Origin of the sequence: Mesoflavibacter sp. SCSIO 43206 (genome assembly GCF_019904215.1) — a bacterium.
Taxonomy (GTDB): domain Bacteria; phylum Bacteroidota; class Bacteroidia; order Flavobacteriales; family Flavobacteriaceae; genus Mesoflavibacter; species Mesoflavibacter zeaxanthinifaciens.
The window spans coordinates 1,503,048-1,528,947 of record NZ_CP063201.1 but is presented as its reverse complement, the minus strand read 5'-3'; the positions used below and the strand labels follow the sequence as shown (position 1 = coordinate 1,528,947).

Below are 25,900 nucleotides of genomic sequence, written 5' to 3'. Positions count from 1 at the left end.
TTACAGTCTTAAAAATCATATCTACTTTAATTTAAGGGAAGATTAACATTAATTACATTAGTCAAAAATCAAATTATTGCTAATAAGGTTTTAAAAAATCTAAGTAAAGCTGAGTTAAGTTTCGTAATTTTGATGTTCTTGTCTGTTCGAGCACAGTCAAGAACTTTTTATAAGATTAAAATTCAAAACATGTCAGAACAAAAACGCCTCTTTTTAGTCGATGCTTACGCGCTTATTTTTCGTGGATATTATGCATTCATAAAAAACCCAAGAATTAACTCTAAAGGTGAAGATACTTCAGCAATTATGGGTTTTATGAACTCACTTTTAGATGTTATCAAACGCGAAAGACCGGACCATTTAGCGGTATGTTTTGATAAAGGCGGAAGTGTAGATCGTGTAGAAATGTACGAAGACTATAAAGCCAACCGTGATGAGACACCAGAAGGCATTCGCACTGCAATTCCTCATATTTGTAACATTTTGGAAGCTATGCATATTCCAATTATGGTAAAGGAAGGTTTTGAGGCAGATGATGTTATTGGGACACTTTCCCGTCAAGCGGAAAAAGAAGGTTACAAAACCTATATGGTCACGCCAGATAAAGATTTTGCACAATTAGTTACCGAAAACATTTTTATGTATCGCCCAAAATCATTTGGTGGCGGATATGAAACTTGGGGAATTCCAGAAGTTCAGAAAAAATTTGAAGTCGAAAGACCAGAACAAGTCATTGACTTTTTAGGAATGATGGGCGACTCTAGTGATAATATTCCTGGCTTACCTGGCGTTGGCGAGAAAACTGCTAAAAAATTCATCAAACAATTTGGTAGTATGGAAGGTCTTTTAGCTAACACAGACCAGCTAAAAGGTAAGATGAAAGAAAAAGTTGAAGCTAATGCCGAATTAGGAAGGCTTTCAAAAGAATTAGCGCGAATCATGCTTGATGTCCCTGTGGAATTCAATGCTAAAGATTTCGAGTTAGATCATCCAGATATTGAAAAAGTAAAAGAAATTTTTCAAGAATTAGAATTTAGACGTCTTACAGACAATTTCATTAAAACGTTTACTTCTGAAAGCGATAATTCAACTACAACAACTAATCAAAATGTCACTTCGAGCGCAGTCGAGAAGTCTCAAAAAACAAAAGAAAACGCATCTGCTGGTGCAGGACAATTCTCTTTATTTGGCGGCGGAGATGATGATTCGCAAACCGACACAAACACATCTTTCACAAGAAATACAGCCGAAAACACAAGTCACTTTTACCAAAGTGTTGCAAGCGGAATGGCAACAAAACTTTTTGTAAAAAACCTGCTTAATCAAACTTCGGTGTGTTTTGATACCGAAACTACAGGCTTAAATCCGTTAACTGCAGAATTGGTTGGTATTGCATTTTCTTGGGAAACTGGCAAAGGATTCTATCTGCCTTTTCCTGAAAACAAAGATGAAGCACAAGAATTAATTGAAGAATTACGTCCGTTTTTTGAAGCTGAAAACATTCAGAAAATTGGTCAGAATTTAAAATACGACATCAAGGTTTTAGCTAAATATAATATTGAAGTCAAAGGACCTTTATTCGATACCATGTTAGCGCACTATTTAATTAATCCAGACATGCGTCACAACATGGATGTGCTTTCAGAAACGTATTTAAACTACTCGCCTATTTCCATTGAAACCTTGATTGGTAAAAAAGGTAAAAACCAATTATCAATGCGCGATGTGCCTTTAGAAAAACAAACCGAATATGCTGTAGAAGATGCTGATATCACACTTCAACTTAAAGAACATTTTGAAAAAGAGTTAGGCGAAGCCAACACACAAAAATTGTTTGATGAGATAGAAATTCCGTTACTACGCGTTTTAGCTGCTATGGAATTAGAAGGCATTAACCTAGACAAAGACTTTTTAAATAGTTTATCAGAGCAATTAAATACAGATATTGCCAATTTAGAAAAAAACATTTACGAAGCTGCTGGCGAAGAATTCAACATTGCATCACCAAAGCAATTAGGTGTTATTTTATTTGAAAAAATGAAATTAGTAGACAAGCCAAAAAAGACTAAAACTGGGCAATATTCTACCGCAGAAGATGTGTTAAGCTACTTAGCAAAAGATCATGAAATCATCCAAAATATTCTAGAATTTAGAGGTTTATCTAAACTAAAAAGCACCTACGTAGATGCGTTACCGCTTCAAGTTGAAGAAGCTACAGGTCGCGTACATACCGATTATATGCAAACCGTTGCAGCAACTGGTCGTTTAAGTAGTAATAATCCTAATTTACAGAACATTCCTATTCGTACAGAACGTGGAAGACAAGTACGAAAAGCGTTCGTACCTCGTAGCGAAGATTACACGTTATTAGCTGCCGATTATTCTCAAATTGAATTACGTATTATCGCAGCGTTAAGCGAAGAAGAAACCATGATTGAAGCCTTTAAACATGGTGAAGACATTCACGCATCAACTGCTTCAAAAGTATTTAATGTTGCTATTGAAGACGTGACTAGAGAACAACGTAGCAATGCAAAAACAGTAAATTTTGGAATTATTTATGGTGTATCGGCATTCGGTTTAAGTAACCAAACCGATTTATCACGTAGCGAAGCCAAAGAACTAATAGACACCTATTATGAAACCTATCCAAAACTGAAAAACTACATTAGCAAACAAGTCGATTTTGCTCGCGACCATGGTTATGTGCAAACGGTTTTAGGCAGACGCAGATATTTAAAAGATATCAATTCCAGAAATGCTGTGGTACGTGGTGCAGCAGAGCGAAATGCGGTAAATGCACCAATTCAAGGTAGTGCTGCAGACATCATCAAACTGGCGATGATTAATATTTATGAGAAATTAGAAGCTGGTGATTACAAAACCAAAATGCTATTGCAAGTTCATGATGAATTGGTATTTGATGTCTATAAACCAGAACTTGATGAAATTTCAAAACTCATAAAAACTGAAATGGAAAATGCCTTTACATTATCGGTACCATTAGATGTTGAAATTGGTCTTGGTGATAACTGGTTAGAAGCGCATTAAATTTAAAATCTCTATCGAATTTTGAAAATAGACAAATTCGTCATTGCTATTATAATTACCGTGATAGCGGCATACATTTATCCTGATTTGGGTAAAGATGAAAGTGCTCAAGTTTTAAACACTTTGAGTAGTATTGGTATATCGCTTATTTTCTTTTTCTACGGACTAAAATTAAGTCCGCAGCAAATTAAAATTGGCTTAAAAAACTGGAAACTACACGTCTTAATACAAGCGACAACATTTATTGTTTTTCCTTTAATTGTATTATCTGCATACCCTTTAATTACTGAAGATAACAAAGCACTTTGGCTAGCTTTTATGTTTTTAGCAGCATTGCCTTCAACAGTGTCTTCGTCTGTAGTTATGGTATCTATTGCTAAAGGAAATATTCCTGCAGCTATATTTAATGCGAGTATTTCGGGATTAATTGGCGTGATACTTACACCGTTATGGATTGGTCTTTTTATGACGTCTACCGGAACAGATTATAGCTTAATCGAAGTCTATCAAAAGTTATTGTTAGAAATTTTAGCACCAGTTATTTTAGGTTTATTGTTACGACGCTTTTTAGGTGCTTTTGCGTTAAAACACAGTAAAAAAATTACGCTATTTGATAAAAGTGTGATTTTGTTGATTATCTACAAGAGCTTTTCTAAATCCTTTTTAGATCGCATTTTCGAAAATTTAAGTCCATTAAAATTACTAGCAGTTTTAGCTGTTGCCATCTTAATCTTTTGGATAGTATATTTCTTTATAGGATTTATTGCAAAACGGTTTCATTTTTCTATTGAAGACCGAATTACAGCACAATTTTGTGGCACTAAAAAGTCTTTAGTACACGGTACAGTATTTTCTAAAATACTATTTCAAAACGCTTCATTTTTAGGCATTATTTTACTGCCGATTATGATGTTTCACGCGTTTCAAATTGTAGCGATTAGTGTGATTGCTGCTAAGCATGGAAGAAGGGATTTATAAAAGCAAAAAAATTACTTTCGCTTTTTCTTCTTATACTTCACCTTATTTTTTCGCTGGTTAAAAGGTACAGCATCGTTAAAGGTGTTTTTAGTTTTACCAGGTTTATTTTTACGCCATTTTTCATCTTTTTTAGGCAGTAAAACATCAAGTAAATCTTGACGACCAAGTTTATTAAGCGTGTTTTTAATCCAAGCTTTATTTTCATCTTTATACCAAAAGAAAAAACGGTGTTGTTCGTCTTTTTCTTTTCTGGTTTTTGGCGTATTTACTTTTTTAAGTGTATACGGATGATAACCACTGTAATAAATCACCGTTGCAACTGTCATTGGTGTTGGCGTAAACCCTTGTACTTGCTCAAGCTGAAAGCCCATATCTTTAGTTTCGGCAGCAAGATTTGCCATATCTTCAACTTCGCAGGCAGGATGATTTGAGATGAAATACGGAATTAACTGTAAGTTCAGTTTATTCTTGATATTGATTTTATCGAAACGCTCCTTAAACTTATGGAAGTAACTAAATGATGGTTTTCGCATCAGTTTCAATACAGGATCACTAGTATGTTCAGGCGCTACTTTTAGTCGTCCAGAAACGTGCTTGGTCATCACTTCTTCGGTATAATCGTCTAACTCTTTTGGATCTGCATTTTTATTGAATTCTGGCACCAACATATCGTGTCTAATTCCAGAACCTATAAACGACTTCTTAACCTTCGGATGACTATCAACCGCTTGATATAATTCGGTTAATGGTTTGTGAGACGTATCTAAATTGCTACAAATTACTGGCGAAATACAACTTGGCGCGACACATTTATCGCAAATAGATTGTACTTTACCTTTCATTTGATACATATTCGCGCTTGGTCCACCAATATCAGATAAATAGCCTTTAAAGTCTGGCATATTCGCCACTTTATCAACTTCTCTTAAAATAGACTCTTTACTACGACTCGCTATAAATTTTCCTTGATGTGCCGAAATGGTACAAAAACTGCATCCACCAAAACATCCTCGGTGAATATTTATAGAGGTCTTTATCATCTCGTAAGCAGGAATTGGTCCACGCTTATTGTATTTTGGATGCGGTAAACGCGTGTAAGGCAAATCGAAAGAGGCATCAATTTCGGCTTCCGTCATTGTAGGATAAGGCGGATTTATCATCAATATCTTATTACCTACCTTTTGAAAAATACGTCTTGCAGCTAACTTATTTGATTCTTGTTCTATAATCTTAAAGTTGGACGCGTAAGCCTTTTTGTCTTTTAAACAGGTTTCGTGTGAGGCGATTTCAACATCTTCCCAATTCTTGTTTTTTGGGATATCGTTTTCATCATTAATAAGAATTGCAGTTTGGTTAACTGTATTAATGCTATTGAAAGGTACACCACGTTCTAACAGACGCACAATTTCACGTAAGGGCTGTTCGCCCATTCCGTACACCAACATATCTGCTTTAGAGGTTTCTAAAATGGTTGGCATTAATTGGTCACTCCAATAATCGTAATGGGTTACACGACGTAATGAACCTTCAATACCACCAATTAAAACTGGTGTATCTGGCCATTTTTCTTTTAAAATTTTACTGTAAACGGTAGATGCATAATCTGGTCTAAAACCTATTTCGCCATTTGGCGTGTAGGCATCTTTATCACGACGCTTTTTGTTGGCGTTGTAGTTGCTAATCATAGGATCCATACAACCACCTGTAACACCGAAAAATAAACGTGGTTTACCTAACTTAACAAAATCCTGAAGATTATCGTTAACATTAGGTTGTGGTACTATAGCCACTCGTAAACCCATACTTTCTAGCAAACGTCCAATTACTGCTGGACCAAACGTGGGATGATCTACATAAGCATCGCCGCTAAATAGAATTACATCCAGATATTCCCATCCGCGAATTTTCACCTCTTTATTTGTGGTAGGTAACCAACTAGAAAGTCTTAATTCTTCTTGCATAACGCTGCAAAATTAATCAAAAATTATACTATAATAGATTTTTTAAAAGGAATTATTAGTTATGGTTACCCATACTCACCAAACAACACAACAACTCATTATGAGATAGTTACCAATTTTTATCTTAATTTGTCTGTATGTAATTGCCTTAGCTTATTCAGTTTTGGATCTATGACATAGGTGCAATACCCATAATCTGGATTATTTTGATAAAATTCTTGGTGTTCTTTTTCAGCTTCATAAAAAATACCCATTGGACTAACTTCTGTAACTATTTGATTGTTATATAAAAGATTTAATTCTTCTAAAACACGATTAGCAATTTCCTTTTGTGTATCATTATAATAGTATATCACAGATCGATATTGCGTCCCAACATCTGCACCTTGTCTATTTAAAGTTGTAGGATCGTGTGTTGTCATAAAGATTTCAAGAATTTCTTTATAACTAATAATATTAGCATCAAAAGTTACTTTAACTACTTCGGCATGACCTGTTAACCCAGAACAAATCTCTCGATAAGTTGGTTTGCCTGGCGCATTACCACCTGTGTAACCAGAAATTACTTCTTCTACACCTTTTACATGATTAAACACAGCTTCTGTACACCAAAAACATCCACCACCAACGGTAGCGACTTCTAACTTTTTTATTGTCATTAAATTACCCTTCTTTATTAAGAATTAAAGATTCTGAATTTACACAATAACGCAAACCACTTGGTTCTGGACCATCTGGAAAAACATGTCCTAAATGTGCATCGCAAGTATTACACATAATTTCTACACGAATCATCCCAAAAGACGAATCTTTTTCATATTTGACTGCATTAGTTTGGATTGGCTGCGTAAAACTAGGCCAACCTGAACCTGAGCTAAATTTAATTGTAGAATCAAATAAAGGCGAATCACAACATACACAATTATATTGTCCTGCTTCAAAAGCACTACATAATGCACCACTATGTGGCGCTTCAGTTCCTTTTAATCTTGTAATCCTATATTGATCTGGTGTTAATTGTGCTTTCCATTGCTCATCGGATTTCTCAACACGTGTATCTGGAGTTGGATTTCCGTTTACAGTAAAACTTATAATATCTTTCCAAGTTAGCATTGTTTTCTTTTCCTATTAAATGTTATACATTAAGTCGTGTTAATAAAGCTATCCTTTCAACTTAAATAAAACACTAAAATAATATATTCTTAACTTCTTATAATTAAAATGTTAGTTGTTTTTTTACTTGAAAAAAGAACTAAAAAAAAGATATCAACAGAGTTATCAAATAAAAGTAAGCCCACTATTTGGTAATCAAATATATAATCGTAAATTTGCAAACTCTTTTTGAGAGAGGAATGTTTAATAAAAAATAATTAATAACGTGGACACATTAAGCTACAAAACGATTTCAGCAAATAAAGCTACTGTAGATAAGCAGTGGGTTTTAGTAGATGCTGAAGGTCAGACATTAGGTCGTTTAGCTTCTAAAGTTGCAAAACTTTTAAGAGGAAAACACAAGCCTAGCTTTACACCACATGTTGATTGCGGAGACAATGTAATTGTTGTTAATGCAGAAAAAATCAACTTAACAGGAAACAAGTGGAACGATAAGACTTACTTACGTCACACAGGTTACCCAGGTGGTCAAAGAAGTTTAACTGCTACTGAAATGTTTGGAAAAGATCCAGCAAGATTAGTAGAGAAATCAGTAAAAGGGATGTTACCTAAAAACAAATTAGGAGCAGACTTATTCCGTAATTTAACTGTTGTGGTTGGTACAGAGCACGCTCACGAAGCTCAAAAACCAAAAACAATTAACTTAAACGAATTCAAGTAATGGAAGTAATTCACAAAATTGGTCGTCGTAAGACCGCAGTTGCTCGTGTATACTTATCTAAAGGAGAAGGAAACATCACGATTAACAAAAAAGATTTAAATGACTACTTCACTACAGGTACATTACAGTACAAAGTAAAACAACCTTTAATGTTAACAGAAAACGAAGGTGACTTTGATATTAGAGTAAATGTATTTGGAGGTGGTATTACAGGACAAGCAGAAGCTGTACGTTTAGCAATCTCTCGTGCAATGTGCGAATTAGATGCTGAAAACAGAGGTATTCTTAAACCTGAAGGATTATTAACAAGAGACCCAAGAATGGTAGAGCGTAAAAAATTCGGTCAGAAGAAAGCTCGTAAGAAATTCCAGTTCTCTAAACGTTAATATTATTGCTAAAATTTTTAGCACAAAACAAAAAATTAAACTAGTTATTGTTGTACTTAGCCCAAAAGGCAAGTATAGTTTAGCATCTAAATAATTAAGGCGAATTTATTTTAATGACCACTTAATTATTGCTAATTCAACAGAACGTAAACTATTACAAAATGGCAGTAGAAGTAAAAGAATTACTTGAAGCAGGTGTACACTTTGGACACCTTACACGTAAGTGGGACCCAAACATGGCTCCTTACGTATACATGGAGCGTAATGGCATCCATATCATAAACTTATACAAAACAGCAGCTAAAATAGACGAAGCTGGTGCAGCGTTAGCAAAAATCGCAGCATCTGGTCGTAAAATTTTATTTGTTGCTACAAAAAAACAAGCTAAAGACATCGTATCAGAAAAAGCGGCTAGTATTAACATGCCTTACATTACTGAGAGATGGCCTGGTGGAATGTTAACAAACTTTGTTACTATCAGAAAAGCGATTAAAAAAATGGCTACTATTGATAGAATGAAGAAAGACGGAACATTTAATACGTTATCTAAAAAAGAGCGTTTACAAGTTGACCGTTTAAGAGCTAAGTTAGAGAAAAACTTAGGATCTATCGTTGATATGACACGTTTACCAGGAGCTTTATTTGTTGTAGATATTAAGCGTGAGCACATTGCAATTAAAGAAGCACAAAAATTAAACATTCCTATCTTTGCTATGGTAGATACTAACTCTGATCCACGTGAGGTAGACTACGTAATACCAGCAAACGATGATGCTTCTAAATCTATTGATAAAATCTTAACGCACGTTACAGAAGCTATTACAGCTGGTCTTAACGAGCGTAAAGCAGAAAAAGCTGAGAAAGACGCTGCAAAAGCAGACAAAAAATCGGCTCCTAAAAAAGCAAAAGCTTCAAAAGAGGAAGAAGAATAAATTAACAATTTTCAAACATGAATAAGTCGTTTAGTTCTTTTCTTTACTGAAAATTAATTGAACGACTTTTTTTTAAATTATAACTTATTATGAGTGAAGTAAAAATTTCTGCAGCAGAAGTAAACAAGCTAAGAAAAGCTACTGGTGCAGGTATGATGGACTGTAAAAAAGCATTAGTAGAAGCTGGTGGAGACTTTGATCAAGCAATTGACGTTTTACGTAAAAAAGGTCAAAAAGTTGCTGAAAAAAGAGCAGATCGTGACTCTTCTGAAGGTGCTGCTATCGCTAAAGTAAACGATGATAACACAACTGGTGTTGCTATTGTATTAGGTTGCGAAACTGACTTTGTTGGTAAAAACGAATCTTTTGTTGCTTTAGCTAACGAAATGGCAGATAATGCTATCAACTTTGATAACAAAGAAGAATTTTTAGCTTCTGACTTTAATGGTATTTCAGTATCAGAAAAATTAGTAGAACAAACTGGTGTTATTGGTGAAAAATTAGACATCAATGCTTTTGAAAAAGTAAACGCACCTTACGTTGGTTCTTACGTACATATTAACAAGATTGCTGCTATCGTTGGTTTTTCTGCTGCTGTAGATAACGTAGAAACTTTAGCAAAAGACGTTGCTATGCAAATTGCATCTATGGGTGCATCAATCTTATCATACAAAGATTTTGATCCAGCATACGTAGCTAGCGAAACTGAAGCAAGAATTGCTGCAATTGAAAAAGAAAACGAAGAGTTAGAACGTTTAGGAAAAACATTAAAAAATGTACCACAATACATTTCAATGTCACAATTAACTCCAGAAGTTTTAGCTCAAGCTGAAGAAGATGCTAAAGCGCAATTAAAAGCTGAAGGTAAGCCAGAACAGATCTGGGACAAAATCTTACCAGGTAAAATGGAACGTTTTATCTCTGATAACACAACTTTAGATCAAGAACAATGTTTATTAGATCAAAAGTTTATCAAAGACGAAAAAATGACTGTTGCAGAATACGTAAAATCTTATGGTGATGTTGAAATCACAGGATTTAAGCGTGTAAGCGTAGGATAGTCTTTTATTGTAAACACAATAAAACATAAATATAAAAAGCCATTACAACTTAGTAATGGCTTTTTTTTAATGCCTTGAAGTCAAAAAGACAAAACAAAAATTTTAATAATTTGATTTCAAAAAATTATGTAGCTTTGCTAAACTTTCAAAATTAAAATGAAATACAACCGAATTTTACTAAAACTATCTGGTGAAGCCCTTATGGGTAAGCGCCAATATGGTATAGATCCAGAACGATTAGCAGAATATGCAGAAGACATCAAACAACTTACCGATAAAGGCGTTGAAGTTGCCATAGTTATTGGTGGCGGTAATATCTTTAGAGGTGTTGCAGGAGCAAGTAACGGTATGGATCGTGTACAAGGTGACCATATGGGTATGCTTGCCACAGTGATAAACGGTTTAGCTTTACAAAGCGCTTTAGAAGACGCCGATGTAAAAACTAGACTTCAAACAGCCATCAAAATTAATGAAGTTGCCGAGCCTTTTATTAGAAGAAAAGCTTTAAGCCACTTAAGAAAAGGACGTGTTGTTATTTTTGGTGGAGGAACTGGTAACCCATACTTTACAACAGATTCTGCAGCAGTTTTAAGAGCAATCGAAATTGAAGCAGATGTCATTTTAAAAGGAACAAGAGTAGACGGAATTTATAATACAGACCCAGAAAAAGATAAATCTGCAATAAAATTTGACCATATCACTTTTGATGATGTCATTAGACAAGGTTTAAAAGTAATGGATACTACAGCGTTTACTTTAAGCCAAGAAAACAAATTACCAATCATAGTTTTTGATATGAACAAAAGAGGTAATTTACTAAAAGTAGTTTCTGGTGAAAACATTGGAACAGAGGTTAATTTATAAGTTTTATATTTCAATTTTAAAAAATTGGCTCAATTATTGAAAGAGCTTCGATAATAAATACATACTATGGAAGAAATTACATTTATTATAGATACTGCTAAAGAAGCAATGGATAAAGCAGTAAAACACTTAGAAAAACAATTTTTAAACATTCGCGCAGGTAAAGCTAGTCCTGCAATGTTAGGTAGTGTAATGGTTGATTATTATGGATCTCAAACACCATTAAGTCAAGTTGCAAACGTAAACACTCCTGATGGAAGAACCATTAGTGTTCAACCTTGGGAAAAAAATATGCTTCAAGAAATTGAAAAAGCAATTATGAATGCTAACCTTGGTTTTAACCCAATGAATAATGGTGATTTTATAATTATTAATGTACCACCATTAACTGAAGAACGCAGACGTGATTTAGCAAAACAAGCAAAAGCTGAAGCAGAAGACGCTAAAATTGGAGTAAGAAACGCAAGAAAAGAAGCTAATAACGACATTAAAAAAACAGATGATGCTTCTGAAGATGTACAAAAAAATGCTGAGGCTGACGTACAAGATCTTACCGATAAATACGTTAAAAAAATTGACGAAATTTTAGCGATTAAGGAAAAAGAAATTATGACCGTTTAATAATTTAAGCGACTTTAATAGTCGCTTTTTTTATTTCTTCTTTTTTAATATATTTTATTTTGGATCGTTTTTAGTTTGAATGTTAAAACACAAATACACTTCTACTCTATTTTTATGCACTACAATATTTTTGTTTAGTGTCACTTTTGTATTTTCTCAAACACCAAAAGATAGTACAGCTGCGGTTAATGATTCAATTAAAAAAGCCAACTTTTTAAACCGTTTAGGTAATGGTTTTTTTCCGACCAAATTTCTAGATATTGATTTAAGATACTTAGTCAAGTTTAACCAATACGAAGGTTTAAGATCTGGACTTGGCGGACAGACAAGTAATGAGTTTTCAGATAAATATCGAATTAATGCTTACTTAGTTTACGGTTTTGTAGATAAAAAATCTAAGTATAGTATTGGTGGTGGTGTTAGAGTTGCTCCAAAAACCAATACATGGATTAGCCTTTCATATACTGATGATTTACAAGAAACAGGAAGCACGCAATTTATTTTAGACAAACGCTTTTTTCAGTTTTTTGAGCCTCGATTATTAAACATAGACTTATTTCATAAGCACATCACTACAAAACTATCTGTTGAGCATGAAATTTCACCTAAATTATTAACCGAAACTCAATTTTCAACAAGTAACATTAGCCCAACTTACAGTTATAATTTTATTGCTAATAATTCTATCTACCATGCGTTTGAGGTATCACTTGCTAAGATAGCTTTTCAATATAATCCGTTTGATAAATTTGATGTAAAAGGTAACAAACAAACATTGGTTAAAAGTGGTTTCCCTAAATTTACTTTACAATACACTAAAAGTTTTAAAGACGTCTTTGGTGCAGATTTTAACTTTTCTAAAGTAGATTTTAGAACAATTCAAAAGTTTAATCATAAGAATAATGCTAATACCTTACTAACATTTACTGCTGGTTTTGCTCATGGTGATACGCCTTTAACTCATTTATACCATGCTTACCCGAATAATATCAGAAAAGAAACCATTTTGCAACGTTTTTCTGTAGCCGGCATAAATAGTTTTGAAACTATGTTTTTTAACGAGTTTTTCTCAGATAAGTTTACCACATTTATTGTAAAGCATTATTTTTCTCCTTTTAAAATTACAGAACGTTATCAGCCACAATTAGTTTTAATTTCTAGATATGCATTAGGTAATATGAGTAATATTGACAGGCATCAAAATCTTGATTTTAATACGCTTGACAAAGGTTACACAGAAACCGGATTTGAAATTAACAAATTGCTTTTTGGTTTTGGCTTAAGTGCTACTTATAGATATGGTGCCTATCACCTACCAAAAGAAGAAGATAATATTGCTGTCAAATTCACTTTCAATATTACTCTATAAACTTATTTGAATACTTTTAAACAATGTAAAGCTTTTAAAATATTTTAAAATTTATAAAGCAAACAATATTAAAAACATTTTTAACCTTGATTGTCTAGTAAATACATTGGTTTTACATACCTTTGCATGATTTTTTGAAGCAATATGTTAAAACTTTTTTCAAATAACTTCTGGGATTTTATAGCACGTAAAATTTTGCGTAACAAAATTGGTATTCTATTAGGCATTATTGTCATTACCATTCTATTAAGTACGCAATGGAAATACATGCGTTTTACATATACAGAAGCTAACCTTTTACCAGACGACCACGAAGTAAACATTAAGTATAACGAGTTTTTAAAAGTCTTTGGTGAGGAAGGTAATTTGATTGTTTTAGGTATAAAAGACCCTAAACTTTTTACAGTTGAAAAACTTAATGCATGGAATAACCTATCTGAAAGTTTTAAATCTGCTCCAGAAGTAGAAACTGTAATTTCTATAAAAGATCTTCAAAAACTTGTAAAAGACACAGATAAAGAGCAATTTAAATTAGAACCTTTTATAAAAGATTCTATAAAGTCTATTGCTCAAATTGAAACTTTACAAGACGAGCTTTTTAATAAATATCCGTTTTACGACAATTTTTTATTTAATAAAGAAAGTAAAACAGTAAGAACAGCTATTTATCTTAAAAAGGATATTGTAAACACACCTGCAAGAAAAGACTTTGTCTTAAATAATCTTGAAGAAAAAATTAAAGAATTTGAAAGCTTAAATGATATGCAAGTACGCGTATCTGGTATGCCATATATTAGAACATTAAATGCTCAAAACATAGTTGATGAGATTAATCTTTTTGTAATAGCAGCTCTTGTTGTTACATCTTTAATTTTCTTTTTATTCTTTAGATCGTTTAGAGCTACTTTAATTTCGTTAGTAGTCGTTTGTATTGGTGTCATGTGGACACTTGGATTTCTAGGAATGCTTAAATACGAAATTACAGTACTTACAGCATTAATACCGCCATTAATTATTGTTATTGGTATACCTAACTGTATTTTCTTAATCAATAAATACCAACACGAGGTAAAATCTCATGGTAATAAAGTAAAAAGTTTACAACGTGTTATAACCAAAGTTGGTAACGCCACGTTAATGACTAACGTTACCACTGCATCTGGGTTTGCAACATTTATTTTAACAGAAAGTACGTTATTAAAAGAATTTGGTGTTGTAGCATCGTTAAGTATACTTGCTATTTTCATACTATGTTTGCTTATAATTCCTATAATTTACACCTTTTTACCTTATCCAAAAGATAGACATTTAGAACATTTAAACAAACGTTGGATTGGTGGTTTTGTAAATTGGATGGAACATATGGTAAGAGAAAAGCGCATTACCATTTACATAACATCTTTAGTTCTGTTAGTAGTGTGTATCATCGGAATTTATCAAATACGCATTTCTGGAAGTTTAATAGAAGATATGCCAAAAAAAGCGCAATTCTTTAAAGATATTCGTTTTTTTGAAGAAGAATTTAATGGCATCATGCCTTTAGAAATTATGGTAGACACCAAACGTAAAAAAGGTGTCATGAAGTTGTCTACTTTAAAGCGCATGGATAAAATTGAAGAGTTTATTGTAGAAACTCCAGAATTATCAAAACCAATTTCAGTTGTTGACTTAGTAAAATACTCAAAACAAGCATACTACAACGGAAATCCAAAATACTATCAATTACCTACTAGTCAAGAAAACAGCTTTATTTTAAGCTATGCTAAAAATTCGTCATCAGACGTAGATTTACTTTCAAATTTTGTAGATAGTACAGGTCAATATGCACGCATTACCACCTTTATGAAAGATATTGGTACTGATAGAATGGAGCGTATTCAAGAAAATTTACAAGAAAAAATAGATAACACTTTCCCTAAAGAACGCTACAATGTAACTATGACAGGTAAAGCGTTGGTATTTCAAAAAGGGACAAAATACTTAGTAAAAAATCTAGCTATTTCGTTAAGCTTAGCCATTTTATTAATATCACTATTTATGGCATATATGTTCCGTTCTTTCAGAATGATTATAGTATCGTTAATTCCTAACCTTTTACCTTTAGTAGTAACAGCAGGTTTAATGGGTTATTTAGGTGTACCTATAAAACCATCTACAATCTTAGTATTTAGTATTGCTTTTGGTATATCTGTAGACGATACCATTCACTTTTTAGCAAAATACAGACAAGAGTTACAAGCCAATAACTGGAAAATTAAAAAATCGGTTTATGGCGCTTTACGCGAAACTGGCGTTAGTATGTTTTATACATCTATAGTGCTATTTTTCGGATTTTCAGTATTTATCATTTCTAGTTTTGGTGGTACCGTTGCACTTGGTGCTTTAGTATCCGTAACGCTATTATTTGCTATGCTATCTAACTTACTATTGTTACCATCATTACTACTTTCTTTAGAAAGAAATATTGCCAATAAAGAAGTATTAAAAAAACCTGCAATAAATATTATTCCTGAAGAAGATAATGACGAGACATCTATTTCTGATAAGGAATAAATAAAAAACTCTATTTTTGAATTAAAATTTTTTAAAATGAATCAATATACAGTCGCTACATTATTAGAAGAAACTAAATTTCAAGAAGTACATATAAAAGGTTGGGTACGTACCTTTAGAGCAAATCGTTTTATAGCTTTAAACGACGGGTCTACAATTAATAATATACAATGTGTAGTTGATTTTGAAAATACAGATGAAAACATCTTAAAACGCATTACAACTGGTGCTGCTGTTGCCATTACTGGAGATTTAGTAGAAAGTCAAGGTAAAGGCCAAAAAGTAGAGATTGCTGTAACTAATATTGAAATTTTAGGAGATTCTGATCCAGAAACTTACCCTATTCAACCTAAAAAACACACGTTTGAGTTTTTAAGAGAAAATGCACATTTACGCACAAGAACAAACACATTTAGTGCAGTGATGCGTTTAAGGTCTGCATTATCTTTTGCTATTCATAAATATTTTAATGACAACGGATTTTACTACATGCACACGCCAATAATTACAGGAAGTGATGCAGAAGGTGCAGGAGAAATGTTTCGCGTAAGCGCATTAGACCCTAAAAATCCACCATTAACAGAAGACGGAGATGTAGATTATAAAGAAGACTTTTTTGGTAAAGAAACTAACCTAACAGTTTCTGGTCAATTAGAAGCCGAAACTTACGCCATGTCTTTAGGTAAAGTGTACACGTTTGGACCAACATTTAGAGCCGAAAACTCTAACACCTCACGTCACTTAGCAGAGTTTTGGATGATTGAGCCTGAAGTTGCTTTTATGGATCTTGCAGGCAACATGGATTTGGCAGAAGATTTTATGAAAAGTGTGATCACTTACGTTTTAGAAAATTGCCAAGACGATTTACAGTTTTTAGACGACCGTTTATTTAACGAAGAAAAAACAAAACCTCAAGCAGAACGTAGCGATATGCGCCTAATAGAAAAATTAAAGTTTGTAACAGAAAACAACTTTAAGCGCGTAAGCTATACAGAAGCAATAGATATTTTACGTAACAGTAAACCAAACAAGAAGAAAAAATTTAAATATATTATAGAAGAATGGGGCGCAGATTTACAATCTGAGCACGAACGTTTTTTAGTTGAAAAACACTTTAAATGTCCAGTAATTTTATTTGATTATCCAGCAAATATCAAAGCATTTTACATGCGTTTAAACGAAGACGGAAAAACGGTAAGAGCAATGGATATTTTATTCCCTGGTATTGGAGAGATTGTTGGAGGATCACAACGTGAAGAGCGTTTAGACGTTTTAAAAGAAAAAATGGCTGCTTTAGACATTCCAGAAGAAGAATTATGGTGGTACTTAGACTTACGTAAATATGGTACTGCAGTACACTCTGGATTTGGTTTAGGGTTTGAGCGTTTAGTTATGTTTGCAACAGGTATGACAAACATTAGAGACGTTATTCCTTATCCAAGAACACCTCAAAACGCAGAGTTTTAAATAAATCATAATCCTACAACTATTTAAATTCTTGTAGGATTTTTTTATTATTTTTATAATTCATCATAATCTTTATGCTTAAACAATATTTACAGTTCAAATTATCGCAAAAATTGTCTCCGCAACAAATTCAATTAATGAAATTGATACAGTTGCCTACACAAGCTTTTGAACAACGTTTAAAGCAAGAATTAGAAGAAAATCCAGCACTAGAAACTGGTAAAGAAGAAAGAAAAGACGATTTTGATGATAATTTTGACAACAGTCAAGATGATTATGAAGATAACGATAAGATTGAAGCAGAAGATATTAATGTTGACGATTATTTAAGTGATGATGAGATACCTGATTATCGTACAAGCGCAAATAATTACAGTGCAGATGATGACGAAAAAAGTGTCCCTTATGCATCAGGAACAACATTTACCCAACATTTAATAAATCAATTAAACACGTTTAGACTATCTGACGAAGAACGAGATATTGCAGAATTTTTAGTTGGAAGTGTAGACGAAAGCGGTTACATAAGAAGAAGCTTATCAGATATTGTAGACGACTTAGCCTTTACACAAAGCATTTATACGGATGAGGAAAAAGTAGAAAATATACTTAAAAAAGTACAACAATTAGATCCTGCTGGTGTTGCAGCAAGAAGTCTACAAGAATGTTTAAGTATTCAATTACATCGTAAAGAAAAACATCCAGATGTTGAGCTTGCAATTGAAATTATAGATCAAGCTTTTGAAAAATTCACAAAAAAGCATTACAAAAAATTAATGCAAAAGTTTGATGTCAACGAAGAGCAATTAAAAGAAGCTATTCATGAAATTGAACGTCTTAACCCTAAACCTGGCGGTTCTTACGCTGGAAATAACCGTATTGTAGAGCATGTTGTGCCAGATTTTGCTATAAAAATAGTTGATGGAGAGTTAGAGCTTACTTTAAACGGTCGTAATGCTCCAGAACTTCATGTATCTAGAGAATACAATAACATGCTTAAAGGCTACAAAGAGTCTAAAGATAAAAGCAAACAGCAAAAAGATGCAGTGTTATTTATAAAACAAAAATTAGATGCTGCAAAATGGTTTATAGAAGCTATAAAACAGCGTCAACAAACACTTTTTGTTACGATGAGTGCAATAATGCATTATCAAAAAGAATACTTTTTAACTGGTGACGAGCGTAAGCTAAAACCAATGATTTTAAAGGATATTGCTGACGAGATTGATATGGATGTTTCTACAGTCTCACGCGTTGCAAATAGTAAATATGTAGATACACCTTATGGTACCAAATTGATTAAAGAGTTTTTCTCAGAATCAATGACTAATGATCAAGGTGAAGAAGTATCTACTAGAGAAATTAAAAAAATATTAGAAACTGTTATTGAAGAAGAAGACAAGAAAAAACCTTTAACAGATGCAGCTTTATCTAAAATTTTAAAAGAAAAAGGATACCCTATAGCAAGACGTACTGTAGCAAAATATAGAGAACAGCTTGATATACCTGTAGCAAGGTTAAGAAAGACCATTTAATGAAGTGGTTAATAAAAAGCATATCATTTATATTCCACCCTATTGTAATGCCTTTAATTGCAGTAGTATTTTACTTTCATAAAACACCAAGGTTTATACCAGAACAATGGGTTGATGCTAAAATTATTTCTCTTACTATTCTTTCTGTATTTTTACCTATATTAATTTATTATTTATTAAAAACCTTAGGAAAAGCTGAAAGTATTTATCTTAAAAGTACTGAAGAAAGAATTTTCCCTTTACTAATTAATATCTTTATAATAGGTTTAATTATATACCGTGTATTTCCATCGTATCAGATAATAGAATTATACTACTTCTTTATTGGTGTATTAATATCTAATATTACTGCTTTAGTTTTAAATATAACTAAATTTAAAGTTAGTTTACACATGACTGCTATTGGTGGTGTATTTATGTTTTTTATTGGATTTGCTATTCATTTTAGCAAAAATATAAATGGCACATTAGCACTAATGGCTATTATTACAGGCGCTATTGCTACTTCTAGGCTATATTTAAAAGCTCATACTCTAAAAGAACTTATAATAGGCTTAATGATAGGCGCTATACCACAAATTATAGTAGAAAATTATTGGTTATAAATTTAAAGAATATAAAACATCAAACCTATTTTGATATCAGTCATATCAATAGGATTGTTATTAACATTACTATTGTCAAAAATTGGATTTAATCCGTAATATAAATGAAAATTCCAAGTGCTATAACCTGCACTTAAGGTTAATCCATATTGAAGCGTATTAAAGCTATCTATTTGCTTTATTCTTATGTTTTCAGGCTCTCCTTCGTACTTAGAAGAGTTAGAAAAAACATAACCAAATTTAACTCCCGTATAAATTCTCCAGAAATTATATTCTTTTGCTGTAGATGTTCTCCATCTAAACTCGATCGGTAATTCAACTATTGAAGTGTAAAATTTATTTTTTGAGTAATTAACATCATCATTAATTACAGAAAAATTTACATCCTTATTATTTTCAGCAATTAAAAGGTTTTGGTTATAACTATTAAAAGATAAACCTAAACCGACACCTATAGCTTTGTTTCGTTTTTTATTAATTGGCATATCCCTTATAAAACCGAAGTGAAACCCGCTTGAAAATTTATTTTGATTAACTCCATTGGGTTTGTTGTTTAGTAGGTTATAAGTGACACCTAAATAAAACTGATCTTCTCTATAAAGCGAATCTGTTACGTTAGGAAATGGAGACTCTTCTTCTTGGGCCAAAAGAGACGCATAACTAAGTATAAAAAATAATATTAACCTAAACTTCATTTTTAAAACTAATAAGTATAAAGGTATAAAAAACAAAAGGTGTTTTGAAAATCAAAACACCTTTTGTTATAAAATTAAGAGTATTCTTATTTAAGTGCACTACCTTTTTTAGTAGTGTAATTAATTTTAAGTTGTCCAGCTTTACGTAAAGCTTGTTCTATATCAGAAACTAATCCCATATTAGTTGATTTATCTACTTTTAAAGCAGTAATCAACATTGGTACTTCTTCCTCTCGTTTAGTAGCACGCTCTGCAGCAACAAAAGCTCCGATATCGTTTATATTAGCAAGCTTGTCATTTAACTGAATTCTTGCTTCTGTACCATATCTGTCTTTATAACTATCACTAGGTGGACCTGCATAAATAAACATGATTAAGTTTTTCTGACCTAATTTTTCAGTATCTGCAGCAGACGGCAAATTGTTTTTTATCTTCAAACTACTGTCTCTCATTACGGTTGCTACCATGAAAAAGAATAATAGCATGAATACAATATCCGGTAAAGATGCTGTAGAAATTGCTGGTAGCTCATTACTACCTTTCTTTTTAAATTTTGACATAGTTTTTAATTAAAATTGTGGTTCTGCTTTAGATATGATTCTAGGATATTTTTTCTTAATATTCTCTATCTTATCTTTTAGTTTCTCGCTTTTAAACTCTGAAGACTTAGAGTCATCATAAGTTGCTTCCATTTCTTTAAAAGAACGGTTATAAAGCTTTTGAGCTAATTTTTCTCTTAACTCAGAATAAGCGCTTACTAGTTGATCATAGACTGTTATAAACGTCTCATAATCTGTAGCTCTAGAGTGCGTTATCGAAATAATCGCTTTTGTAGGATGATCTGATGATTCTGGATTACGTTCTCCACTACAATAATCACATCTTTCTCCTTCTGCGCTTTGCCCGCCTCCGTTATCAATAAACTTTAATGCAGCAGCTTTAAGATCTTTAATTTCCATTAAATCTCCTTCAACCAACATCTGGTTGTTTTTGTTAAGCTCAACTGTAAAGATATTCTTCTGTTTAATTTTAACTTCTGGTGGCGGAATATCTGGTGGTAACTTAGAGTTAATACCAGAATCCACTTCTATAGTTGTTGTAACTAAGAAGAATATTAATAATAAGAAGGCAATGTCAGCCATAGAGCCTGCATTAACTTCTGGTGCTGATCTTTTTGCCATAATTTATTTTATTAATTTTTTGATACCTGAGAATAACATTGCTCCTGCTGCAGTTAGTATTAACACATAAAATGCGATTAATCCTGCTCCAACCATATGAGATTCTCCTTCTGTAGCTGGGTTACCTCCGTACTTGTAAACCATTGTATCTCCTCCTGATACAGCATAAGATACAATTAGCACTGCTAAGAATGCTCCTACACCTATTAACGTATTTTTTAGAGATCCAGTATTTGAAAATAAATTTTTAAATACAAAAATGATTACTGATAAAAGGATAATAAAAAGTACTATGTATGCTACATAAGACATGTAGTCTACAACAGCGTTGTCTCCTGCTTTAATAGCTTCGTCTCCTGTTGCTAAAATACCAATTAATAAACCTATACCAGCTAAACTCAATACTAAAGCAACTATTTTTAAAATCTTGTGCATAATCTTTAATTTTTAAAGTTAGTAATTGAGTGAATTATTTCTTGTACTTAGATAACATATCGATTAAAGTGATAGAAGAATCTTCCATATCATTAACGATGCTATCAATTTTTGCAATAATATAGTTATAGAAAATTTGTAAGATAATTGCTACGATAAGACCAAATACAGTAGTTAATAAGGCTACTTTAATACCTCCTGCTACTAATGATGGTTGCATATCTCCTGCTGCTTCAATTTTATCAAAAGCTTGGATCATACCAATTACCGTACCCATGAATCCTAACATTGGTGCTAATGCGATAAATAAAGAAATCCAAGAAACGTTTTTCTCTAATTGTCCCATTTGTACTCCACCGTAAGCTACTACTGCTTTTTCTGCAGCTTCTAAGTCTCCATCTGCTCTATCTAAACCTTGGTAAAAGATAGAAGCAACAGGTCCTTTTGTATTACGACAAACTTCTTTTGCAGCTTCAATTCCTCCAGATTGTAAAGCGTCTTCTACATCTTGAGTTAATTTTTTAGAATTTGTAGTAGATAAGTTTAAAAAGATAATTCTTTCAATAGCAATTGCTAAACCAAGAATTAAACATAATAATACAATCCCCATAAATCCTGGTCCACCTTCTATAAAACGTTTTTTAAGTTCTTGGTGGAATCCTAATTCTTCAGCTGGCGCATCTGCAGCTTCATTAGAATCTTCTTGAGTTAAGACTACAGTTGTTGCAGTTGTCATTGCAGCATTTGCAGTTGCGTTAGCTGTTCCGAAAGCCATAATACATGCTATAGCTAGGATAGAAAATAATCTTTTCATTTTGTTCTTCTTAATTTTATTAGTTAAAGTGTTAAAGATATAAAAATTTATGTAATCTGAAATAAAAACTACGCAGAGAGGAAGGGATTCGAACCCTCGATACGCTATTAACATATACACACTTTCCAGGCGTGCGCCTTAAACCACTCGGCCACCTCTCTGTAATTACTTATTTGTTCTTACAGCACGGCAAATAACAAAAAAATATTCTAAAGCTGAAATTTTAGACGTTAATTTTAGGTCATTTCACCTCTTAAGGACGTTTCAAATATGGTTTTGAATAAGTTAGGAGAAATATTTTGCCCCAATAAATACATCATTTTTACTAAAGCAGCTTCTGTAGTAATGTCTTTTCCAGAGATTAAACCTATTCTTTTAAGGTTTTCGCTAGTTTCGTATCTTCCCATAATTACACTTCCTCCAGAACATTGGGTGACATTAACTATATGTATTCCTTTTTTTGTGGTTTCTCTTAATAAATCTAAAAACCATGGTTCTGTAGAGCAGTTTCCTGCCCCATAAGTTTCTAATATGACACCTTTTAACCCTTCACTTTTAAAAATTGACTCTAAAACTTGTTTTGTGATACCTGGGAATAGTTTTACAAGCGCAATATTTTCATCTAAATTTTTATGTACAATTAAGTCTTTTCTTGGGTTTGGCTTCCACAAGTATTCATTATTAATTTTAAGATGTACACCGCTTTCTGCTAAATCTGGATAATTTAAGCTTGCAAAAGCTTCAAAATGTTCTGCGTTGATTTTTGTAGTTCGGTTGGCACGATACAATTTATATTCAAAATACAAACACACTTCTTTAATTATGGGTTTGTTATAGTATTGAAGCGATGCTATTTGAATTGATGTAATTAAATTTTCTTTAGCATCTGTACGTAAATCTCCTATTGGCAATTGTGATCCAGTAAAAATAACTGGTTTTGCTAAATGTTCTAACATAAAACTTAAAGCTGATGCTGTATAGCTCATGGTATCACTACCATGAAGCACGACAAAACCATCAAAAGCTTCGTAATTGTTTTCAATAATTTCAGCAATTTGCGTCCAATATTTTGGTTGCATGTTACTAGAATCTATTGGGTCTTTAAACGATGTGGTTTCTATATTACAGTCTAATAGCTTTAACTCTGGTATGCGTTTAAGAAGATTGTTAAAATCGAAAGTTCGTAACGCTCCAGTTTCTGGGTCTTTAATCATACCAATAGTTCCACCGGTGTAGATTAAAAGTATGTTAGGTATGGTTTTAGTCATTTCGATTTATGATTTTTAGATTAAATACCAAAAACGTCTTTTGAGTTTTCTGTAGTAATCTCTGCTATTTTTTCTTCTGAAACTTGATAAATATCCGATAATTTTTCTAATACTTTGGTAATGTAACTACTTTCATTACGTTTACCTCTATATGGTGTAGGCGCTAAATAAGGAGCATCGGTTTCTAAAACAATATGTTTTAAATCGATTTGACTTAAAAACTGATCTATTTTTCCGTTTTTAAACGTTGCTACGCCACCAATTCCTAACTTCATATTATAGCTAATCGCTTGTTTTGCTTGTTCCAAATTACCTGTAAAGCAATGAAAAATACCGTATAAATCATCTGCTTTATCTTCTTCTAAAATTTCAAACACCTCATCAAATGCTTCACGACAATGAATTACTATTGGTAATTTGTGCTGTTTTGCCAATTGTATTTGCTGTCTAAAGGCATCTTGCTGAATTGATAATGTAGATTTATCCCAATATAAATCTATTCCTATTTCGCCAATAGCATAATACTTGTGCTTATCCAACATGTATACAACATGATCCAGCTCTTCTTTGTAATTATCTTTTACATGTGTTGGATGTAAACCAGTCATTAAAAACACATTGTTAGGATAATCTTTTTCTAAAGCTAACATGCCTTCTGTGTAAGTGCTATCTATTGCTGGCACAAAAAAACGACTTACGCCTGCATCAAAAGCACGTTGCATCATTTGATCTCTATCTTCGTCAAAAGCTTCGCTATATAAATGTGTATGGGTATCTGTAATTATCATGTTGCAAAAGTAAAAAAGTCATCTTGTTTAAGATGACTTTTTAAGGGTTATTTAAAATTGATTTTTAATCTAGCTTATTGAGTAATTTTTGTGCTTGATTATAATCTTCTGCGTCTTCTGAGATGTTCTTTAATACGTTTTTACAAGCTTCTAAATTATCTTGTTTTAATTTGCTTAAGGCTAAATACCACATGGCTTTATTTTTATAGATTGAATTACCTTCTGATAATCCTTTTAATAATTCATCTGCTTCACTAAATTGATTGGTTTCTATTAACGTGATGCTTTTATAAAGTTGAATTTCGGTATTACCAGAATCTTGTTCTAAAATTTGATTAAAAAGCAACTCTGCCTCTTCATAGTTTTTAGTATTAAATGCTGTTTCAGCTTCTTTTAATAGTCCATCATTATCGCCTCTTACCGTTAAACTAATTTGATCGTAATTAGCAAAATCTGAATAACTTGGATCGCCCGAAAATTGATTAAATACAAAGAAACCAAGTAACAACACAACACTTGCAGCTATTGCAAACTTGTAAAAACCAGATGATTTTTTCACTTTTACTTCTTCTTGTTGCGCATTTAGTTTTGAAAAATAATTATGAGATATACTGTCTAAATTGGCTCTAAAATCCATCGTTTTTTCTTCGTTACCAATTTCGTGATCTAAGTGCGCAGAAATATCTTTATATATACTAAAAGACTGCTTAAAAGCTTTGTCAGTTTCTAATCTAGTTTCAAGTGCATTTGTAGCATTTTCATCTAAATTGCCTGACAAATAATCTTCAAAAAGGATGTAATCTTGTTCTTCCATAACATTAATAATTTAGTTGATTAAACGTTGGCGACTCTTGTACCATTTTTGTTAGTTGTCCTATGCATAACGATTTTTTCTTTCGCGCATAAGCGTAACTTACATTAAGACTTGCTGCGACTTCTTCCATAGATTTTATTTTAAAAGTAGCATTAAGTAAGTCTTTACAAGCTTTTCCTAATTGGTCAAACATTTGATTAAATAGGTTTTGCTTGTTTTCAAAAATGGACGTTTCAAACACAAATTGAGTTGCATCGTCATCTTTAGATAACACCTCTTCGTTAATTGTTACCTCCTTATTATTAATTTTTTTTAAAGTATTTAACCATTTACGCTTACACAATAAAAAAAAGTACGCATCAAAAGGACAAGTTAACTGTAAGTTTTTCTGTATTGCTTGGTTATAAATGGTAATAATGGTGTCTTGTACTACATCTTGCGCATACTCTTCGTCACCACTATTTTGCTTCACATAGTTAATTACTTTAGGCACAAACTTGTCATATATAGTCTGTATGATAAAGGAATTATTATTGACCAATCCATCTATATACTTCTGGTCTTCGTGTACTTTTTTATTACTCATAAGCCCTTTGTTTTAAACGAATTTAAAAAAAGTTGAACAAAATAGGGTAACAATTTTTAAATGGATTTGATATAAAGGTGAATAAGCCAAAAGGCAACACAA

The 25,900-nt window shown here is 32.4% G+C and carries 25 protein-coding genes and 1 tRNA gene; 13 read left to right on the top strand and 13 right to left on the bottom strand.

The features are described from left to right. Window positions 1-189 precede the first annotated feature (189 nt). A complete protein-coding gene (polA, locus tag INR78_RS07090) occupies window positions 190-3,051 on the top strand; it encodes a DNA polymerase I (protein WP_223075972.1) in 2,862 nt (953 codons plus the stop codon). Window positions 3,052-3,072: 21 nt separating this feature from the next. After that, window positions 3,073-4,029 carry a bile acid:sodium symporter family protein gene (locus tag INR78_RS07085; RefSeq protein ID WP_223075971.1) on the top strand — a complete coding sequence of 319 codons (957 nt, stop codon included), beginning with the start codon at window positions 3,073-3,075 and terminating at the stop codon, window positions 4,027-4,029. An 11-nt stretch (window positions 4,030-4,040) separates the two neighbouring features. Here INR78_RS07085 and INR78_RS07080 read toward each other — a convergent pair whose 3' ends face one another. The 3 genes from INR78_RS07080 to msrB all read right to left on the bottom strand — a co-directional run bounded on the left by INR78_RS07080 (window position 4,041) and on the right by msrB (window position 7,103). After that, entirely contained in the window at window positions 4,041-5,990 is a 1,950-nt protein-coding gene (locus INR78_RS07080; RefSeq protein ID WP_223075970.1) for a YgiQ family radical SAM protein, read from the bottom strand. A 119-nt stretch (window positions 5,991-6,109) separates the two neighbouring features. Then, window positions 6,110-6,649: a peptide-methionine (S)-S-oxide reductase MsrA gene (msrA, locus tag INR78_RS07075; protein WP_223075969.1), complete on the bottom strand. Its 540-nt coding sequence runs from the start codon at window positions 6,647-6,649 to the stop codon at window positions 6,110-6,112. 4 nt (window positions 6,650-6,653) lie between these two features. Continuing rightward, window positions 6,654-7,103: a peptide-methionine (R)-S-oxide reductase MsrB gene (gene msrB, locus INR78_RS07070; protein WP_223075968.1), complete on the bottom strand. Its 450-nt coding sequence runs from the start codon at window positions 7,101-7,103 to the stop codon at window positions 6,654-6,656. 265 nt (window positions 7,104-7,368) lie between these two features. Here msrB and rplM point away from each other — a divergent pair, with 265 nt between their 5' ends. From rplM to INR78_RS07015, 11 genes are all read left to right on the top strand, one after another. After that, window positions 7,369-7,824 carry a 50S ribosomal protein L13 gene (rplM, locus tag INR78_RS07065; protein WP_027879477.1) on the top strand — a complete coding sequence of 152 codons (456 nt, stop codon included), beginning with the start codon at window positions 7,369-7,371 and terminating at the stop codon, window positions 7,822-7,824. Then, entirely contained in the window at window positions 7,824-8,210 is a 387-nt protein-coding gene (gene rpsI / locus INR78_RS07060) for a 30S ribosomal protein S9 (protein WP_027879478.1), read from the top strand. Before rplM ends, rpsI begins: the two co-directional genes overlap by 1 nt. Before the next feature lie 161 nt (window positions 8,211-8,371). After that, the gene (gene rpsB, locus INR78_RS07055) at window positions 8,372-9,142 is read left to right on the top strand and encodes a 30S ribosomal protein S2 (RefSeq protein WP_106677418.1); all 771 of its coding nucleotides are present in this window, start codon (window positions 8,372-8,374) and stop codon (window positions 9,140-9,142) included. An 89-nt stretch (window positions 9,143-9,231) separates the two neighbouring features. Further along, window positions 9,232-10,203, top strand: a complete 972-nt coding sequence (tsf, locus tag INR78_RS07050; RefSeq protein ID WP_036227106.1) for a translation elongation factor Ts — start codon at window positions 9,232-9,234, stop codon at window positions 10,201-10,203. 156 nt (window positions 10,204-10,359) lie between these two features. Next, complete coding sequence (gene pyrH / locus INR78_RS07045) at window positions 10,360-11,067, top strand: UMP kinase (RefSeq protein ID WP_223075967.1); 708 nt, start codon at window positions 10,360-10,362, stop codon at window positions 11,065-11,067. A 66-nt stretch (window positions 11,068-11,133) separates the two neighbouring features. Further along, the gene (gene frr, locus INR78_RS07040) at window positions 11,134-11,688 is read left to right on the top strand and encodes a ribosome recycling factor (protein WP_106677414.1); all 555 of its coding nucleotides are present in this window, start codon (window positions 11,134-11,136) and stop codon (window positions 11,686-11,688) included. 79 nt (window positions 11,689-11,767) lie between these two features. Continuing rightward, window positions 11,768-13,057, top strand: a complete 1,290-nt coding sequence (locus INR78_RS07035; protein WP_223075966.1) for a DUF5686 family protein — start codon at window positions 11,768-11,770, stop codon at window positions 13,055-13,057. Window positions 13,058-13,201: 144 nt separating this feature from the next. Beyond that, window positions 13,202-15,610, top strand: a complete 2,409-nt coding sequence (locus INR78_RS07030; protein ID WP_223075965.1) for an RND family transporter — start codon at window positions 13,202-13,204, stop codon at window positions 15,608-15,610. Window positions 15,611-15,646: 36 nt separating this feature from the next. Then, the gene (asnS, locus tag INR78_RS07025) at window positions 15,647-17,077 is read left to right on the top strand and encodes an asparagine--tRNA ligase (RefSeq protein WP_223075964.1); all 1,431 of its coding nucleotides are present in this window, start codon (window positions 15,647-15,649) and stop codon (window positions 17,075-17,077) included. A 74-nt stretch (window positions 17,078-17,151) separates the two neighbouring features. Next, the gene (gene rpoN, locus INR78_RS07020; protein ID WP_223075963.1) at window positions 17,152-18,612 is read left to right on the top strand and encodes an RNA polymerase factor sigma-54; all 1,461 of its coding nucleotides are present in this window, start codon (window positions 17,152-17,154) and stop codon (window positions 18,610-18,612) included. Then, window positions 18,612-19,217, top strand: coding sequence for a hypothetical protein (locus INR78_RS07015; protein ID WP_223075962.1), 606 nt, complete (start codon window positions 18,612-18,614; stop codon window positions 19,215-19,217). The genes rpoN and INR78_RS07015 overlap by 1 nt, the downstream gene beginning before the upstream one ends. 2 nt (window positions 19,218-19,219) lie before the next feature. On the opposite strand, the gene INR78_RS07010 is transcribed toward INR78_RS07015, so the two are convergent. The 10 genes from INR78_RS07010 to INR78_RS06965 all read right to left on the bottom strand — a co-directional run bounded on the left by INR78_RS07010 (window position 19,220) and on the right by INR78_RS06965 (window position 25,798). Beyond that, window positions 19,220-19,912 (bottom strand): porin family protein, encoded by a 693-nt coding sequence (locus INR78_RS07010; protein WP_223075961.1) that lies wholly within the window; start codon window positions 19,910-19,912, stop codon window positions 19,220-19,222. Between the two features lie 86 nt (window positions 19,913-19,998). Then, a complete protein-coding gene (locus tag INR78_RS07005) occupies window positions 19,999-20,472 on the bottom strand; it encodes a biopolymer transporter ExbD (RefSeq protein ID WP_223075960.1) in 474 nt (157 codons plus the stop codon). 9 nt (window positions 20,473-20,481) lie between these two features. Continuing rightward, the gene (locus INR78_RS07000) at window positions 20,482-21,093 is read right to left on the bottom strand and encodes a biopolymer transporter ExbD (RefSeq protein ID WP_223075959.1); all 612 of its coding nucleotides are present in this window, start codon (window positions 21,091-21,093) and stop codon (window positions 20,482-20,484) included. A gap of 3 nt (window positions 21,094-21,096) precedes the next feature. Further along, entirely contained in the window at window positions 21,097-21,528 is a 432-nt protein-coding gene (locus INR78_RS06995; RefSeq protein ID WP_027879491.1) for a hypothetical protein, read from the bottom strand. Window positions 21,529-21,562: 34 nt separating this feature from the next. Beyond that, a complete protein-coding gene (locus INR78_RS06990; RefSeq protein ID WP_027879492.1) occupies window positions 21,563-22,342 on the bottom strand; it encodes a MotA/TolQ/ExbB proton channel family protein in 780 nt (259 codons plus the stop codon). Window positions 22,343-22,415: 73 nt separating this feature from the next. Beyond that, window positions 22,416-22,503 (bottom strand) — tRNA-Ser (locus INR78_RS06985). 75 nt (window positions 22,504-22,578) lie between these two features. Further along, window positions 22,579-23,610 (bottom strand): asparaginase, encoded by a 1,032-nt coding sequence (locus tag INR78_RS06980; protein ID WP_223075958.1) that lies wholly within the window; start codon window positions 23,608-23,610, stop codon window positions 22,579-22,581. Between the two features lie 20 nt (window positions 23,611-23,630). Continuing rightward, complete coding sequence (locus INR78_RS06975) at window positions 23,631-24,398, bottom strand: TatD family hydrolase (protein WP_223075957.1); 768 nt, start codon at window positions 24,396-24,398, stop codon at window positions 23,631-23,633. Window positions 24,399-24,462: 64 nt separating this feature from the next. Next, entirely contained in the window at window positions 24,463-25,212 is a 750-nt protein-coding gene (locus INR78_RS06970; RefSeq protein WP_223075956.1) for a M48 family metallopeptidase, read from the bottom strand. A gap of 4 nt (window positions 25,213-25,216) precedes the next feature. Beyond that, a complete protein-coding gene (locus INR78_RS06965) occupies window positions 25,217-25,798 on the bottom strand; it encodes an RNA polymerase sigma factor (RefSeq protein ID WP_223075955.1) in 582 nt (193 codons plus the stop codon). Window positions 25,799-25,900: the final 102 nt, after the last annotated feature.